Here is a 14546-nt window from a genome sequence, read left to right as displayed (position 1 = left end):
GGCAAATCCGGGGCATCACGCCCCGGCCTCCTCGTCGGTGTCGTCGCCGTCGTCCTCGGCGTCGCCGTTCAGTTCCTCGGGATCGACCCAGCCCAGCATGACGCGGGCCGTCATCACCATGGCCTGCGCTTCCTCCAGCGACACGTCGAAGGGTTCCAGCAACCCCTCGTCCTTGACCCGCTGGCCGTTCACCGTGGTCCAGCCTCCGGCCAGTTCCCAGTCGGCGCAGGTGGCGAAATCCTCCAGCGTCTTGACGCCGTCCTTGGCCAACGCCTCCACCATCTGGGGGGTCAGCCCCTCGAATTCAATAAGGCTGTCCTGGGCGCCCAGGGCGCGGGCGTTTTCCAGCGCGGCCTTGGACTTGGCTTCCAGGACGTCGCGAGCGCGGGCCTGCAATTCGGACGCCGTGCCCTCGTCCACGCCTTCGATGGACAGCAGCTCGTCCAGATCGACATAGGCCACTTCCTCCAGGTCGGTGAAGCCCTCGGCGACGAGCAACTGCGCGAAGAATTCGTCCAGATCCAGCGCGTCCATGAACAGCTGGGTGCGGGCGTTGAATTCGGCCTGGCGGCGCTTGGATTCCTCTTCCTCGGTCAGGATGTCGATATCGAGGCCGGTCAACTGGCTGGCCAGGCGGACGTTCTGGCCGCGCCGCCCGATGGCCAGCGACAGCTGTTCGTCGGGAACCACCACCTCGATCTTGCCGGCTTCCTCGTCGAAGACGACCTTGCTGACCTCGGCCGGTTGCAGGGCGTTGACCAGGAAGGTCGCCTGGTCGTCGTTCCAGGGGATGATGTCGATCTTTTCGCCCTGCAATTCGCCCACGACCGCCTGGACGCGGCTGCCGCGCATCCCCACGCAGGCGCCCACCGGGTCGATCGAGTTGTCATAGCTGATCACGGCGATCTTCGCGCGGCTTCCGGGGTCGCGGGCCACGGCCTTGATCTCGATGATGCCGTCATAGATTTCGGGCACTTCCATCTTGAACAGTTCGGCCATGAATTGCGGGTCGGTGCGCGACAGGAAGATCTGCGGGCCGCGCGATTCGCGGCGCACGTCCTTGACATAGGCGCGGATGCGGTCGTTTGGGCGATAGCTTTCGCGGCCGATCTTTTCGTTGCGGCGCAGGATCGCCTCGCCCCGGCCCACGTCCACGATGATGTTGCCGTATTCCTCGCGCTTGACGATGCCGTTGATGATGGTCCCGGCGCGGTCCTTGAATTCCTCGTATTGGCGGTCGCGCTCGGCCTCGCGGACGCGTTGCAGGATCACCTGTTTCGCGGATTGCGCGGCGATGCGGCCCAGTTCCACGGGGGGCACCTGGTCCACGATCTCGTCGCCGACCTTGGGGCCGTCCAGATAGGGGCGGGCCTGTTCGACGGTCAGCTGCGCCTGATAGTTTTCCACCGCGTCGTCCTCGACCACGGTGCGGATGCGGGTGAAGGTGGCGTTGCCGGTCTTGCGGTCGATCTTGACGCGGATGTCCATGTCCGCGCCATAGCGCGACTTGGCGGCGCGGGCGAGGCTGTCCTCCATCGCCTCGATGACCAGCTCAGGCTCGATCATCTTCTCGCGCGCGACGGCTTCGGCGGTTTGCAGCAGTTCAAGCTGGTTGGCAGAGGTGATTGCCATCACTCACTCCTTGGCATGGGCGTTCTCGCCGTCGTTGTCTTCGGTTTCGCCAGTCTCGGCTTCGATCTCGTCGAAGGCGGCTTCGTCCAGGTTCTCGATCTGGACGCCCGCTTCCTTCTTCTGGCGCAGCATCTCGCGGATCAGCTCGTCGGTCAGGACCAGCTTGGCGTCCGACAGCCAGTCGAATTGCAACCCGATGGTCTGGACCTCGCCCGCTTCCTCGATGTTCAGCAGAACCTCGTCGCCCTCGACGCCCGCCAGCACGCCCTTGAAACGCTTGCGCCCGTCGATGGGCTGGTTGGTTTCCAGCCGCGCCTCATAGCCCTCGAAGGTCTCGAAATCCTTCATCCGGGTCAGCGGGCGGTCGATGCCGGGGCTGGAAACCTCCAGGTGATAGGCGTCCTCCAGCGGATCCTCGACATCCAGGGTGGCGCTGACGGCCACGGAAATGTCGCCGCAATCGTCCACGTTGATGCCGCCTTCGGGGCGGTCGGCCATGATCTGCAAGGTCGCCGTCTTGCCGCCTTGCAGGCGCACGCGCACCAGTTCGAATCCCAGATCCTCGATCACCGGGGCGATGATCTCGGCCAGGCGGCGGTCGATGGCCGTCTTGGCGATCAGATCGTTCGACATGAGATCCCTTCGGATATGAAAAAAGGCCCGTCAACGGGCCATACGGAACGGTCCGGTGGGCAGGGGGTGGAAGCCTGCGCCGCTGTTGAGGCGGTATTTAGCACGAAAAACGTGACAATCAAGGTTAAACTGCTTTTGCGCGATCCCGGTCCCGCCACGCGTCCATCACCTGCACCAGTTCCGCCGTGATGCGCGGTTCCGACAGCGCATGGCCCGACGCGGGAACCAGGCGCAATTCGCAGCCCTGCCAGCCCTGTGCCAGGCGCCAGGCCGACAGCGGCGGACAGACCATGTCATAGCGGCCCTGCACGATCACCGCGGGCAGGTGTTCGATCCGGTGGCGGTCGCGCAGCAACTGACCCTCGTCCAGAAAGCAGCGATGGGTGAAATAGTGATTCTCCAGCCGGGCGAAGGCGCGGGCGTAATCGGGGGGCGCGTGGCTGACGGCCGAGGATTGCAGCCCGGCCAGGGCGTTTTCCCACATCAGCCAGGGCTGGGCATAGCGGCCCTGCCGTCCGGCATCGTCCGAAAACAGCCGCTTGTGATAGGCCGCGATCATGTCGCCGCGCTCGCTTTCGGGGATCGGGTCGCAGAACTGCGCCCACAGGTCCGGGAAGAACCGCCCCGCCCCGCCGCCATAGAACCAGTCAAGCTCGGCCTGCGTGCCCAGGAAGACGCCGCGCAGCACCAGACCGGTCACGCGGCCGGGATGCGCCTGGGCATAGGCCAGGGCCAGCGTCGCCCCCCAGCTTCCCCCGAACAGCAGCATCGATTCCAGGCCGAGGGTCCGGCGGATCACCTCGATATCCGCGATCAGATGGGGGGTCGTGTTCGCGTGGACGGATGCCTGGGGGCGGGACCGTCCGCAGCCCCGCTGGTCGAACAGGATGGCGCGATAATGGGCCGGGTCGAAGAAGCGGCGCATGAACGGGCTGCACCCGCCGCCGGGGCCGCCGTGCAGGACCACGACCGGGGGGCCTTGGGGATTGCCGCTTTCCTCGACATAGATCTGGTGGCCGTCTCCCACATCCAGCGTGTGACGGGCGAATGCTTCGGCGGCCGGGTAAAGGCGGCCATGCGACGCGGCGATTTGTCCTGCCAATCGGTCCATCCGGGCAGTATAAGCCCAGACGGAAGCGCCCGCCAGAAGGACCGGACCATGACGAGCATCGACCCCGCCGAAATTGCCAAGTTCGAGGCGATGGCCGCCGAATGGTGGGATCCCAGGGGCAAGTTCCGGCCGCTGCACCTGATGAACCCGGTGCGGCTGGATTACATCGCCACGCAGATCGCCGCCGAATTCGGACGCGACCGGCGCGGCCTGCGCCCGTTCGAAGGGCTGCGGGTGCTGGACATCGGTTGCGGCGGCGGCCTGGTGGCCGAACCGATGGCGCGCCTGGGCGCCGAGGTGACGGGCGCCGACGCGGCCCAGGGCAACATCGCCGTGGCGCGGACCCATGCCGAAGGGCAGGGGCTGGCCATCGACTATCGCGCCGCCACCGCCGAGGCCCTGGCGGCCGAGGGCCAGCGTTACGATGTCGTCCTGGCCCTGGAGATCGTCGAGCATGTGGCCGATCCCGCGGCCTTCGTCGCCACCTGCCGCGACCTGCTGCGGCCGGGCGGGATCGCGATCCTGTCCACCCTGAACCGGACCGCCAGAAGTTTCGGCGCGGCGATCCTGGCGGCGGAATGGATCCTGCGGTGGCTGCCGCGCGGCACCCATGACTGGAACCGCTTCATCACGCCCGACGAACTGGCGGCCATGGCGGCGGGCGCGGGCCTGGCGGTGGCGGAGCGGCGGGGCATGGTCTTCAACCCGGTCAGCTTCGCCTGGCGCCTGTCCGAGCGCGATCTGTCGGTGAACTATATCCTGACGGCGCGGCGCGCCGGCTGATCGTCGCTGCCTTCCAGCCGGATCCGCAATTCGCGCAGGACCGGCAGGGCGATGCGCACCCGGTCGATGCCGATGTCGCGCACCACCTCGCCGATCAGGGGCATGAAGGCGGCGATGGCCGCGTCGCGCGCCGCCCGGCCCGCCGGGCTGATCGACACGAACTTGCGCCGCGCGTCGTCCCAGTCGGGCCGGATATGGACATGGCCCGCCCATTCCAGCCGCGACAGCGTGTTGGTCATCGCCCCGCGCGTGACATGGAACGCCTGCGCCAGTTGCGCGGGGGTGCGTTCCTCGTTCACATGGGCCAGCAGGTTCAGCACCGAGAAATGCGAGATCTGCATCCCGCGCGGCAGGGCCTTGCTGATCAGGTTGCGCGACAGCTGGTCGGCGATCAGCACCTCGGCGAAAAGGCTGGCGGCAAGCCGGTCATGGGCCTGAGGCTTGTCAGAGGCCTGGGGCCTGTCGGGTTCGAACACAAGGGGGGGCATGGTTCCCTGGGGGGCGGGCTGGGTTTGACCGGAGGGGGCGAAGCCGTGACCGTGCCTTGCGGCCTGCCCCTTGGTCAAGCCCGACATTGGCCGCACCTTGCGTCACATCTGCCCATGCCTATGCGCCCGCGCCCGCCAGCAGGCCGTCCAGCTTGCCCTGACGCTCCAGGTCGAACAGGTCGTCGCAGCCGCCGACATGCCGGTCGCCGATGAAAATCTGCGGCACCGTGCGGCGTCCATTGGCGCGCTGCGTCATCCGCGCGCGGATCTGCGGATCGGCGCCCACGTCGATCTCGTCATAGTGGGCGTTCTTCTCGCGCAGCAAGGCCTTGGCGCGGTGACAGAAGGGGCAGGTGCGGGTGGTATAGATGGTGATGGCGGCTTGGCTCATGATGCGATCCTTTTCCTGTCGCCCCCCTTATCTAGTCATCCTTCACCGCCCTTGCCAGAACCGCGACCGAAACCGGACCCGATCCCGCCGCCAGCAGCACGTCGGTGGCCGCGGCCATCGTCGCGCCCGAGGCCATCACGTCGTCGATCAGCAGCACCGGCCGACCCGCCAGCGCCGCCGCATGGCGCGGATTGACCGCAAGCGCGCCCTCGATATTGGCGAAGCGGTCGGCGACGCCGCGATGATCCTGTCCCGGCGTATGCCGCCGCCGGACCAGCAGGCCGGGCAGATGCGCCGCCCCATGCGCCCGCGCCACCCGCCCCGAGATCAGCGCCGCCTGGTTGTATCGCCGCTTCAGCAGCCGCCGCAGATGCAGCGGCACCGGCGCCACGATCGTGTCGGGCCGGATCAGCGGCGTCGCCGCCCGCGCCAGCCAGGCCGCAAGCGCGGGCGCCAGGTCGGGCCGGTCGCCATGCTTCAGCGCCAGCACCAGCTTGCGCCCGGTGCCCGAATAGACCATCGCCGCCCGCCCGGCCTGCCAGGGCCGCGCCATCGCCAGGCAGTCGTCGCAGATCAGCGTCGGATCGTCCGCGCCTGTCCCGTCATCGGGCAGCGGCACCCCGCAGCGGCGGCAGGCCGCGCCGGTGATGAAGCGCGTGTCGGGAAAGCAATCCGGGCACAGCTGGCCGGGATCGTCCCCGCCGCCCGCCACGGGCGCGCCGCAGGACACGCATTGCGGCGGGTAAAGCAGGCGCAACGCGCCTTTCATCGCCCCCTGAAGCACCCTATGTTCCACCCCCATGACCAACCCCGCCCCAGATCGCCCCGCCCTGACCGACCGCCCCGCGCTGCTGCGCCAGCGCGACCGAGCGATTCGCCAGGGCCTTGCCGACGTGCTGCACCGGCTTGCCGCCGACGAGATCCAGGATAGGCTCTCCGAGATTAATAGAAGGTTTACGGCCCCCGCCGTGGTGACGGGTTTTCCGGGCCTCTGGGCGGAATTCTTTCCCGGCGTCCGCATCGTTGCCGACGACCCGGTGCTGGATCTGGAACCCGGCGCGCATGACCTGGTGATCCACGCCCTGTCGCTGCACTGGGCCGAGGATCCGGTGGGCCAGATCGTCCAATGCGCCCGCGCTCTGCGCGAGGACGGGCTGTTCATCGCCGCCTGCTTCGGCGGCCAGACCCTGCACGAATTGCGCGGCGCCCTGGCCCAGGCCGAGGTCGAGCTGACCGGCGGCCTGTCCCCCCGCATCCTGCCGATGGGAGAGATCCGCGACATGGGCCAGCTTCTGAACCGCGCCGGGCTGGCCCTGCCCGTGGCCGATGTGGTGACGCAGAAGGCCAGCTATCGCGACCTGATCCACCTGGGCCGCGACCTGCGCGCCATGGGCGAGGGCAACGCCATGGCCGCCCGCCTGCGCCGCCCCACCGGGCGCGCGGTGCTGGCGCGGGCTGCCGCGATCATGGCCGAACACCATCCCGACCGCGACGATCCGTCCCGGATCGCGGCGACCTTCGATCTGGTCTTCCTGACCGGATGGTCGCCCTCCGACAACCAGCAGAAGCCGTTGCGGCCGGGTTCGGCCAAGACCCGCCTTGAAGACGCGCTGAACGACATCAGGACCAAGACATGACGCCAGCCCCTGCGCCCGCAAGCCATCCCGCGATCCCGCCCAAGAAGACCGGGATCCTGATCGCCAACCTGGGCACGCCGGACGGCTATGACTATTGGTCGATGCGCCGCTATCTGAACGAATTCCTGTCCGACCGGCGGGTGATCGACTATCCGGCCTGGAAATGGCAGCCGCTGTTGCAGGGCATCATCCTGACCAAGCGGCCCTTCACATCCGGCAGGAACTACAAGCTGATCTGGAACGAGGAGCGGAACGAAAGCCCGCTGATGACCATCACCCGGTCGCAGACCGAGGCCCTGCGCGCGCGCGCCGCCGCCGAATGGGGCGATGCGGTGATGGTCGAGTTCTGCATGCGCTATGGCAACCCGTCCACCCAGGACGTGCTGGACCGGATGGTCACGGCGGGCTGCCAGCGGATCGTGTTCCTGCCGCTTTATCCGCAATACGCGGGGGCGACCTCGGCCACGGCGAACGACCAGCTGTTCCGGGCGCTGATGACGCGGAAATGGCAGCCGGCGGTGCGCACCTGCGAGCCCTATTTCGACCGGCCGGACTATATCGCCGCCCTGGCCGGGTCCGTCCGCCGCGCGCTTGGCGACACCCTGCCCGCCAGGCTGGTCGCCAGCTATCACGGGATGCCGAAACGATACCTGCTGGAAGGCGATCCCTATCATTGCCAGTGCCAGAAGACCTCTCGCCTGCTGCAACAGGCGCTTGGCTGGCCCGACGGGGTGATCGACACCACCTTCCAGTCGGTCTTCGGGACCGAGGAATGGCTGCGCCCCTATACCGTCCAGCATGTGGCCGACCTGGCGCGGCGTGGCGTCACCGACATCGCGGTGATCTCACCCGCCTTCGCCACCGACTGCATCGAGACGCTGGAGGAAATCAACGGAGAGATCCGCGAAAGCTTCGACCATGCGGGCGGCAAGGGCTTCACCTATATCCCCTGCCTGAACGACGACCCGGCGCATATCGAGGTGATGCTGAACGTCATCCGCGACAATATCGGCGGCTGGGTGTGATCCCGAAAGCGAAAGGGGGCCGCCCGGCCCCCGTCCTCAGATCACCAGAACCTGCGTGCCGACCTTGGCCAGGCCGAACAGTTCCTTGATATGTTCGTTATACAGCCCGATGCAGCCGTTCGACGACTTGCGGCCGATCTTGCGCGTGTCATGGGTGCCGTGGATGCGGTAATACTGCCAGCTCAGCCACAGCGCATGGGTGCCCAGGGGGTTGTCGGGGCCGGGGGGCACGAAGTCGGGCCATTCCGGGTTGCGGGCCTTCATTTCCGGGGTGGGAGACCAGCTGGGGCCTTCGACCTTCTTGATGATCTCGGTCCGGCCGGTGCGGGTCAGATCCTGGCTGACCGGGATGGAGGAGGGATAGACCCGATAGGTGGCCCCGTCCTCGGACCAGAAATGCACCGCGCGAGAGGTCAGGTCGCACAGGATCGCGCCGTTGGTCAGCGTCTGGAAATGCGGCTGCCAGTTTTGCCCCGAAAAGCTGGAGATGTTGTGGCGCTGATCGGCGTTCGGATCGTATTGCACCGCGCCCGCGTCGGGGGCGGCGCCGGGGACCATCGCGCCCTGGATCGGCTGGCCGGTATAGGGGTCGTATTGCTGGGCAAGCGCCGGCATCGCCAGGCCGGCGGCGCCCAGGGCTGCGGCCGAACCCAGGAAGGCCCGGCGGCTGATTGCGGATGATCTGCTCATCGTCACATGTCCTTCGAAGGATGGCCGTTCTTGCTGGACGGCCTTGACCACTCTGCCTTTGGCGGCAGGACGTGCTATACGACCGGGCGGCGATTCCGGCAATTCAAACTGCCGTGCGGGCCAAGATGCCACAGCGGTCCGCTTCACGAATTCGTGGGTTTGATCGGCCCATCGTCCTTCGATAGATCTGCGCGCAAGAAACACGAGGGATGGCGAAAACATGCCGAATTACAAGGTGATCGCGACGGTGTCACTGATGGCGCTGGCGGCCTGCCAGCCGCGCAGCCTGCCGCCGGTTGCGCCCGGCGGGCAGGCGCTGCCCACCGGCCGCCAGATCAGCGCCGCCGAGGAACAGCAGATTCCGATCCGTGTGTTGCAGCAAATCAACACGCTGCGCGGGAACATCGCCGCGCCCGCGCTGACCCTGAACCCGCAACTGTCGGCGGCGGCCCTGGCCCATTCGCGCGACATGTCGGCGCAGAACCGGGCCTGGCACTGGGGATCGGACGGATCCTCGCCCTTGGATCGGGCGCGCAGGGCCGGTTATTTCGGCACCGTCATCGGCGAGAACATCTCGGAATCCTATGAGAACGACATGCAGACCCTGTCCGCCTGGATGGGCACGCGGGACACGCGCGACGTGATCATGGATCCGGCCGCCTCCAACCTGGGCTTCGCCTGGTATCAGGAACCCTCGGGCAAGCTGTGGTGGACGCTGCTGACCGGCAATTGACGCGCAGGCAAAAGGCCCCGGATGTCCGGGGCCGTCGTCATGGGCCGGTGTCATCCGGCGCTCAGGGATTGATGACGATGGGAACGCCGGGGCGCAGCATCGCATAGACCTCTTCGATCTCTTCATCCTTGATGGCGATGCAGCCTGCGGTCCAGTCGCGGTTCTTGGGCGCGAAGCGGTTGCCCTCGGGGCCGCGGCCATGGATGAAGATGTCGCCGCCCGCGTGACGGCCCAGGGCGGTGGCAAGCGCGGCATCGCGTTCGTTCGGATAGGACACGCCCACCGACAGGTGATAGCGGCTGCGCGGATTGAAGCGGTCGATCACATAGATCCCTTCAGGGGTCTTGCCGTCGCCCTCGAACTGCTTGTGGCCGATGGGCACATTGCCAAGGCCAACCTCATAGGATTTCAGCACGGTCGTGCCGTGCAGAAGATACATCTTGCGGGCGCCCTTGTTCACGACGACCTGGGTCACGGCGGGACCGTTATAGGCCTTGAACTTGCTTTCCGGTTTGCCGCAGGCCGCCACGAAGGCAAGCATGGAAAAAGCGACGGCGCGGCGCGTTGGCTTGAACATCACTGCCTCTGACGTTTTTGATTTTTGTCGGTGATTCATATCACAAGCGACTGTGATCTGACTAGGTTCTGACGAATTCGGCGACCGTTTCGACATGCGGAGACCAGCGGAACTGATCGACCACGATCAGCCGGGCCAACCTGAAGCCGCCATCGGCAAGAAGCCGCGCATCCCTTGAGAAATTGACCGGATCGCAGGCCACGAAGGCCAGCCGCCCGACCCGAGAGGTGGCGATTTCGCGGGCCTGCGCCTCGGCCCCGGCGCGGGGCGGGTCGATCACAATCGCGTCAAAGCGGTCCAGCTCGTCAGCCATCAGCGGGCGGCGGGCCAGGTCGCGAATCTCGGTGGTGACGCGGCCCAGGCCGGGGGCGGCGCGCCAGCCCGCGTCCAGGGCGGCAAGGGGGGCCGCCAGCCCCTCGACCGCATGGATCGTCGCGGTTTCCGCCAGGGGCAGGGTGAACGTCCCGCAGCCCGCGAACAGATCGACGATGCGCGCGGCCCCCGCCGTCATGTCGCGCACCGCCGCCAGCAGTGCCGCCTCGCCCTCCGGGGTTGCTTGCAGGAACCCGCCCGGCGGCGGCACGACCCGCGCGTGGCCCATCGGCAGGGCGGGCGGGCGGCGGGTGATCGACTGCCCGTCCCAGGTCAGCCGCGCCAGATCGCCCTCGTCCGCCAACTGGGCCAGCGCCTGAAACAGCGCCGGGTCCAGCGGCTTGCCGCCGGTGACGGTCAGGTCCAGCCCGGCGGGGCCGTGGATCACCGTCATCGACAGCTCGCCGCCGCGCGAGGCGCCCGCCACGGTGATCCGCCGCAGCAGCGGCAGGGCTGCGGTGATCTCGGGGCGCATGACATGGCATTCGGCCAGATCCACGATCACGTCCGAGGCCCGCGCGTGAAACCCGACCAGGGCGCCCTTCCTGGTGCGCTTGCCCGACAGCACCGCGCGCCGCCGCGACACGGGGGGCGAGACATGCACGGCCTCGATGGGCGCGGGCAGGCCGCGCGCCGCCAGCGCGGCCTGAACCACCTGCCGCTTCCAGCCGGTGGTGAAGCCTTCGGACGCGTGCATCAGCGAACAGCCCCCGCAGGCGCGGTAATGGGCGCAGAGGGGCCGCACCCGGTCGGCCGAGGGCGTGACGATGCGCGGCGCGGCGATGCGGCCGTCCCGCGCCTCGCCCTCGATCCGCTCCCCGGGCAGGGTCAGGGGGGCCAGGGCGCGGCCCGCCTCACCGACCGCCACCCCGTCGCCGCGACGGCCCAGGCGTTCGACCTGCCACAGGCTCATTCGGCGGCTTCCTCGGTCCCCAGGAAGCCGCCCGACTGCCGGTTCCAATAACGCGCATACAGCCCGCCCCGCGCCAGCAACTGATCGTGGCTGCCCTGTTCGACGATCCGGCCCGCGTCCATGACGATGATCCGGTCCAGCTCGGCGATGGTGGACAGGCGGTGCGCGATGGCCAGCACGGTCTTGCCCTTCATGGCGCGGACCAGGGCGTCCTGAACCTGAGCCTCGACCTCGCTGTCCAAGGCACTGGTGGCTTCGTCCAGAACCAGGATCGGCGCGTCCTTGAGAAAGGCGCGGGCCAGCGCGATCCGCTGGCGCTGCCCGCCCGACAGCTTGACGCCGCGTTCGCCCAGATGCGCGTCATATCCCTTGCGCCCGGCATGGTCCTGAAGCGTCAGGATGAAGTCATGCGCCTCGGCGGCCCGCGCCGCCGCCTCGACCTCGGCCTGGGACGCGCCGGGGCGGCCATACAGGATATTGTCGCGGGCGGAGCGGTTGAACATCGCCGTTTCCTGCGTGACCATGCCGATCTGGCGGCGCAGGCTTTCCTGAGTGACGTGGCGGATGTCCTGCCCGTCGATGCGGATCGCGCCCTTTTCCACGTCGTAAAGCCGCAGCAGCAGCGCGACCATGGTGGATTTGCCCGCGCCCGACGCGCCGACGATGCCGACCTTCTCGCCCGGCCGGATATGCAGGTCGATGTCGCGCAACCCGCCCTCGTCGCGGCCATAGGCGAACCCCACATGATCGAAGTCGATGCGGCCCGCGACGCGGTCCATCGCCACGGCATCGGGGGCGTCGGTCAGGCCGTGGGCGGGGGACAGGGTCTTCATGCCGTCCTCGACCTCGCCCACGCTGCCCCAGATGCCCATCAGCGCCATGCTGACCCAGCCGGTCATCTGCGACAGGCGCATGGCGATGGCTCCCGCCGCCGCCACGTCGCCCGGCGTGGCCTGGCCCTGCCGCCACAGCATGATGGACCCGCCCACCAAGATCACCGGCAGGATCCCCGCGATCACCATCAGCGACATGCGGAAGCTGCTGCTGACCACGCCGAAATCCAGCGCCCGTTCCCGGAATCCCGCCATGGCGCCCAGGGCGGCGCGATCCTCGTGTTCGGCATGGGCGAACAGCTTGACGGTCTTGATATTGGTGATCGTGTCGACGACCTGGCCGGTGATCATCGCGCGGGCCGATGCGCGGGCGCCCGATTTCGCCCGGATGCGCGGCAGGAAGAACTGGATCAGCACCAGATACGAGGCCAGCCACAGGATCAGCGCCACCGCCCCCCAGGCATCGACCGACACCAGAAAGGCCGCCGATCCCAGGATCGAGGCCAGCGCGAAGGCCACCACGTTCACCATTTCCGTGGCGACATCGGTGACGGCGCGGGCGGTCTGCATCTGCTTCTGCGCCAGCCGCCCGGCGAAGTCGTTGTCGAAGAAGGCGACCGAATGGCCCATGGTCCAGCGGTGGATCCGCGACAGGACCAGCGGCAGCACGTTTGGCCCGATGATGACGCTGCTGGTCGCGGTGGACAGGCCAAAGACCAGCGGCCGCAGCAGCAGGAAGAAGCCCACGAAGGCCGCGACCAGCAACCCGTTCTGGCCCCAGAACGCGGCCGGATCGCCGGCGGCGATGGCGTCCACGACCCAGCCCAGCAGCACGGCCGCGACCACATCGGCCACGCCCCCCAGGGCGGATGCGACGGCGGCAAGGCCAAGCCCGCCCCAGGCGCCCGACAGGCACCAGCGGAAGAAGGACAGCAGGGTCGCGGGCGGCGGGCCGTCGGCCGGGCGGAAGGCGTCGATCAGGCGGCCGAGGCGGTGGTGCAGGGTCATTCGGTCTCTCCGGCCAGCAGGGCGATGTCGATCAGGGCGGGGGGCGGCAGGGCAAAGCCCGAATCGATCCAGGCATCCTCGGCCGCTTTCAGACCCCGGCCAAGCGCCGGGCCTTGCAGAGGAGGTTGCAGATCGGCGGCGGTGATGGGCAGCGGCCGGGCGGCGGCCTGCGCCTCGGCCCAGCCGCCGCGCGGGCCGGAAGGGCCGGTCTGGACCAGCAAGGCGGCGGCCTGGGCGAGGTCGCCCGACAGGCGATAGGCGATGCGGTCGAAGGACCAGTCCTGGGCCAGGGCGGTGACAAGGGTGCGATGGTCGCGGACCTCAGGCCGCGACAGGCGCAGCGCCTCGGTCAGGTCGGCCTGCGACAGCGCCGCCAGCCGGGCCAGCCAGGGCGCGGGGGATTGCAGGCGATAAAGCCGGTCCGGCGCGGCATCCGGCAGAACCTTGTCCAGAACGCCCGTGTCCGCCATCAGCCGGATGGCGGGCAGCGGATCGGGGGCCATCAGCAGCTTGCGCAGTTCCTGTCCGATGCGCTCGCGGGAAATGCCGTCCAGCCCGTCGCGCCCGTCCCGGCAGGCGGCCACAGCCGCCGGATCGGCATCCTGACCATACCAGGCCAGAAAGCGGAAGAAGCGCAGGATCCGCAGGTAGTCCTCGGCGATGCGCTGCGCGGGATCGCCGACAAAGCGCAACCGCCGGGCGCGCAGGTCGTCAAGACCGCCCACCAGGTCGATGACCTTTCCGTCGCGACCGGCATAAAGCGCGTTCATCGTGAAATCGCGCCGCTGGGCGTCCTGCGACAGGTCGTCGGAAAAGGCCACGACCGCGCGCCGCCCGTCGGTTTCCACGTCGCGGCGCAGGGTCGTCACCTCGAACCCGCGCCCGTCCGCCACCACCGTCACCGTGCCGTGGTCGATGCCCGTGGGCACCGGCTTCAGGCCGGCGGCCCGGGCCAGTCGCGTGACCGTTTCCGGCGGCGCATCGGTCGCCAGATCCAGATCGCCCACCGGCTGGCCCAGCAGGGCGTTCCTGACCGCGCCGCCGACCAGCCAGACGCGGCGGCCCCCTGACTGGAGGGCGTCGAAGACCGATTGCAGGGCGGGATCCTGCAACACCGCCGGGGGAAGCTGGGTCACGCCTGCATCCTTCTGGCAAGGCCCAGCAGGATCCGCGCCGTCGCGCCCCACAGGTAATAGGGGCCGAAGGGCGCGGCGTGATAGCTGCGCCAGCCCTCGCGCCAGCGCCGCCGCTCGATGCGATAGCGCGAGGGATCGGCGACATGGGCAAAGGGCAGGGCGAAGGCTTCCTCGACCTCGCCGGGTTCGGGGCGCGGGGCGAAGGGGCCGCGGATGATGCCGATGACCGGGGTCACGGCGAAGCCGGTGACGGTGCGGTGCGGCGGCAGCGTGCCCAGCAGATCGACCTGCGCGGGATCGAGGCCGATCTCCTCCCGCGCCTCGCGCAGGGCGGCGGCGATCTCGTCGGCATCGGCGGGATCGACCTTGCCGCCGGGCAGGGCGATCTGGCCCGGATGGTGGCGAAGGCCCGAGGCGCGCTTGGTCAGGATCAGGCGGCCGTCGTCGTGATGGAACGCGGCCAGCACCCCTGCCGGGCGCAGGCTGCCCGCAGGCGGGGTCACGTCCGGGTTCAGGTCGTAATCAGAGGTCGGCCCCATGGCCACGGCCAGCGCAAGGCGCAGGCGATCCTCGGACCAGTCGGG

The 14546-nt window shown here is 68.6% G+C and carries 16 protein-coding genes; 4 read left to right on the top strand and 12 right to left on the bottom strand.

The annotated features are described in order from the left end of the window. Window positions 1–15: 15 nt before the first annotated feature. The 3 genes from nusA to pip all read right to left on the bottom strand — a co-directional run bounded on the left by nusA (window position 16) and on the right by pip (window position 3376). Entirely contained in the window at window positions 16–1632 is a 1617-nt protein-coding gene (gene nusA / locus PXD02_RS13540) for a transcription termination factor NusA (protein WP_275104366.1), read from the bottom strand. 3 nt (window positions 1633–1635) lie between these two features. Then, window positions 1636–2265 (bottom strand): ribosome maturation factor RimP, encoded by a 630-nt coding sequence (gene rimP / locus PXD02_RS13535; protein ID WP_275104365.1) that lies wholly within the window; start codon window positions 2263–2265, stop codon window positions 1636–1638. A gap of 124 nt (window positions 2266–2389) precedes the next feature. Next, on the bottom strand, window positions 2390–3376 hold the full coding sequence (gene pip / locus PXD02_RS13530) for a prolyl aminopeptidase (RefSeq protein ID WP_275104364.1): 987 nt from the start codon (window positions 3374–3376) through the stop codon (window positions 2390–2392). 48 nt (window positions 3377–3424) lie between these two features. Here pip and ubiG point away from each other — a divergent pair, with 48 nt between their 5' ends. Next, complete coding sequence (ubiG, locus tag PXD02_RS13525; protein ID WP_275104363.1) at window positions 3425–4159, top strand: bifunctional 2-polyprenyl-6-hydroxyphenol methylase/3-demethylubiquinol 3-O-methyltransferase UbiG; 735 nt, start codon at window positions 3425–3427, stop codon at window positions 4157–4159. Here the strand turns inward: ubiG and PXD02_RS13520 are convergent. From PXD02_RS13520 to PXD02_RS13510, 3 genes are all read right to left on the bottom strand, one after another. After that, a complete protein-coding gene (locus PXD02_RS13520; protein ID WP_275104362.1) occupies window positions 4129–4647 on the bottom strand; it encodes a MarR family winged helix-turn-helix transcriptional regulator in 519 nt (172 codons plus the stop codon). The genes ubiG and PXD02_RS13520 overlap by 31 nt on opposite strands. A gap of 118 nt (window positions 4648–4765) precedes the next feature. Next, the gene (gene grxC / locus PXD02_RS13515; RefSeq protein ID WP_275104361.1) at window positions 4766–5038 is read right to left on the bottom strand and encodes a glutaredoxin 3; all 273 of its coding nucleotides are present in this window, start codon (window positions 5036–5038) and stop codon (window positions 4766–4768) included. A gap of 31 nt (window positions 5039–5069) precedes the next feature. After that, window positions 5070–5807, bottom strand: coding sequence for a double zinc ribbon domain-containing protein (locus PXD02_RS13510; protein WP_275104360.1), 738 nt, complete (start codon window positions 5805–5807; stop codon window positions 5070–5072). 31 nt (window positions 5808–5838) lie between these two features. Between PXD02_RS13510 and PXD02_RS13505 the strand changes: the two genes are divergently transcribed. Together PXD02_RS13505 and hemH are read left to right on the top strand one after the other, a co-directional pair. Next, entirely contained in the window at window positions 5839–6675 is an 837-nt protein-coding gene (locus PXD02_RS13505) for a methyltransferase domain-containing protein (RefSeq protein ID WP_275104359.1), read from the top strand. After that, window positions 6672–7700 carry a ferrochelatase gene (hemH, locus tag PXD02_RS13500; RefSeq protein WP_275104358.1) on the top strand — a complete coding sequence of 343 codons (1029 nt, stop codon included), beginning with the start codon at window positions 6672–6674 and terminating at the stop codon, window positions 7698–7700. The genes PXD02_RS13505 and hemH overlap by 4 nt, the downstream gene beginning before the upstream one ends. A 36-nt stretch (window positions 7701–7736) precedes the next feature. Here the strand turns inward: hemH and PXD02_RS13495 are convergent, their stop codons facing one another. Continuing rightward, window positions 7737–8390, bottom strand: a complete 654-nt coding sequence (locus PXD02_RS13495) for a L,D-transpeptidase (RefSeq protein ID WP_275104357.1) — start codon at window positions 8388–8390, stop codon at window positions 7737–7739. Window positions 8391–8610: 220 nt separating this feature from the next. Here PXD02_RS13495 and dalA point away from each other — a divergent pair, with 220 nt between their 5' ends. Beyond that, window positions 8611–9123, top strand: coding sequence for a divisome-associated lipoprotein DalA (gene dalA, locus PXD02_RS13490; RefSeq protein WP_275104356.1), 513 nt, complete (start codon window positions 8611–8613; stop codon window positions 9121–9123). A 61-nt stretch (window positions 9124–9184) separates the two neighbouring features. Here the strand turns inward: dalA and PXD02_RS13485 are convergent, their stop codons facing one another. From PXD02_RS13485 to PXD02_RS13465, 5 genes are all read right to left on the bottom strand, one after another. Next, window positions 9185–9700 (bottom strand): L,D-transpeptidase family protein, encoded by a 516-nt coding sequence (locus PXD02_RS13485; RefSeq protein ID WP_275104355.1) that lies wholly within the window; start codon window positions 9698–9700, stop codon window positions 9185–9187. A 61-nt stretch (window positions 9701–9761) separates the two neighbouring features. Beyond that, on the bottom strand, window positions 9762–10985 hold the full coding sequence (locus PXD02_RS13480) for a class I SAM-dependent RNA methyltransferase (protein ID WP_275104354.1): 1224 nt from the start codon (window positions 10983–10985) through the stop codon (window positions 9762–9764). Beyond that, entirely contained in the window at window positions 10982–12826 is a 1845-nt protein-coding gene (locus PXD02_RS13475) for an ABC transporter ATP-binding protein (protein WP_275104353.1), read from the bottom strand. The genes PXD02_RS13480 and PXD02_RS13475 overlap by 4 nt, the downstream gene beginning before the upstream one ends. Then, window positions 12823–13962, bottom strand: coding sequence for a CCA tRNA nucleotidyltransferase (locus PXD02_RS13470; protein ID WP_275104352.1), 1140 nt, complete (start codon window positions 13960–13962; stop codon window positions 12823–12825). Before PXD02_RS13470 ends, PXD02_RS13475 begins: the two co-directional genes overlap by 4 nt. Beyond that, the gene (locus PXD02_RS13465) at window positions 13959–14501 is read right to left on the bottom strand and encodes a CoA pyrophosphatase (protein ID WP_275106430.1); all 543 of its coding nucleotides are present in this window, start codon (window positions 14499–14501) and stop codon (window positions 13959–13961) included. The genes PXD02_RS13470 and PXD02_RS13465 overlap by 4 nt, the downstream gene beginning before the upstream one ends. Between the last annotated feature and the right edge of the window lie 45 nt (window positions 14502–14546).

Origin of the sequence: Paracoccus sp. S3-43 (assembly GCF_029027965.1) — a bacterium.
Lineage (GTDB): Bacteria > Pseudomonadota > Alphaproteobacteria > Rhodobacterales > Rhodobacteraceae > Paracoccus.
This window is presented reverse-complemented; position numbering and strand designations above follow the sequence as displayed.

What these genes read in the sequence shown, in the direction of transcription:
- nusA (WP_275104366.1), bottom strand. Translation starts at nt 1,632, where the DNA reads ATGGCAATCACCTCTGCCAACCAGCTTGAACTGCTGCAAACCGCCGAA.
- rimP (WP_275104365.1), bottom strand. Translation starts at nt 2,265, where the DNA reads ATGTCGAACGATCTGATCGCCAAGACGGCCATCGACCGCCGCCTGGCC.
- pip (WP_275104364.1), bottom strand. Translation starts at nt 3,376, where the DNA reads ATGGACCGATTGGCAGGACAAATCGCCGCGTCGCATGGCCGCCTTTAC.
- ubiG (WP_275104363.1), top strand. Translation starts at nt 3,425, where the DNA reads ATGACGAGCATCGACCCCGCCGAAATTGCCAAGTTCGAGGCGATGGCC.
- PXD02_RS13520 (WP_275104362.1), bottom strand. Translation starts at nt 4,647, where the DNA reads ATGCCCCCCCTTGTGTTCGAACCCGACAGGCCCCAGGCCTCTGACAAG.
- grxC (WP_275104361.1), bottom strand. Translation starts at nt 5,038, where the DNA reads ATGAGCCAAGCCGCCATCACCATCTATACCACCCGCACCTGCCCCTTC.
- PXD02_RS13510 (WP_275104360.1), bottom strand. Translation starts at nt 5,807, where the DNA reads ATGAAAGGCGCGTTGCGCCTGCTTTACCCGCCGCAATGCGTGTCCTGC.
- PXD02_RS13505 (WP_275104359.1), top strand. Translation starts at nt 5,839, where the DNA reads ATGACCAACCCCGCCCCAGATCGCCCCGCCCTGACCGACCGCCCCGCG.
- hemH (WP_275104358.1), top strand. Translation starts at nt 6,672, where the DNA reads ATGACGCCAGCCCCTGCGCCCGCAAGCCATCCCGCGATCCCGCCCAAG.
- PXD02_RS13495 (WP_275104357.1), bottom strand. Translation starts at nt 8,390, where the DNA reads ATGAGCAGATCATCCGCAATCAGCCGCCGGGCCTTCCTGGGTTCGGCC.
- dalA (WP_275104356.1), top strand. Translation starts at nt 8,611, where the DNA reads ATGCCGAATTACAAGGTGATCGCGACGGTGTCACTGATGGCGCTGGCG.
- PXD02_RS13485 (WP_275104355.1), bottom strand. Translation starts at nt 9,700, where the DNA reads ATGTTCAAGCCAACGCGCCGCGCCGTCGCTTTTTCCATGCTTGCCTTC.
- PXD02_RS13480 (WP_275104354.1), bottom strand. Translation starts at nt 10,985, where the DNA reads ATGAGCCTGTGGCAGGTCGAACGCCTGGGCCGTCGCGGCGACGGGGTG.
- PXD02_RS13475 (WP_275104353.1), bottom strand. Translation starts at nt 12,826, where the DNA reads ATGACCCTGCACCACCGCCTCGGCCGCCTGATCGACGCCTTCCGCCCG.
- PXD02_RS13465 (WP_275106430.1), bottom strand. Translation starts at nt 14,501, where the DNA reads ATGGGGCCGACCTCTGATTACGACCTGAACCCGGACGTGACCCCGCCT.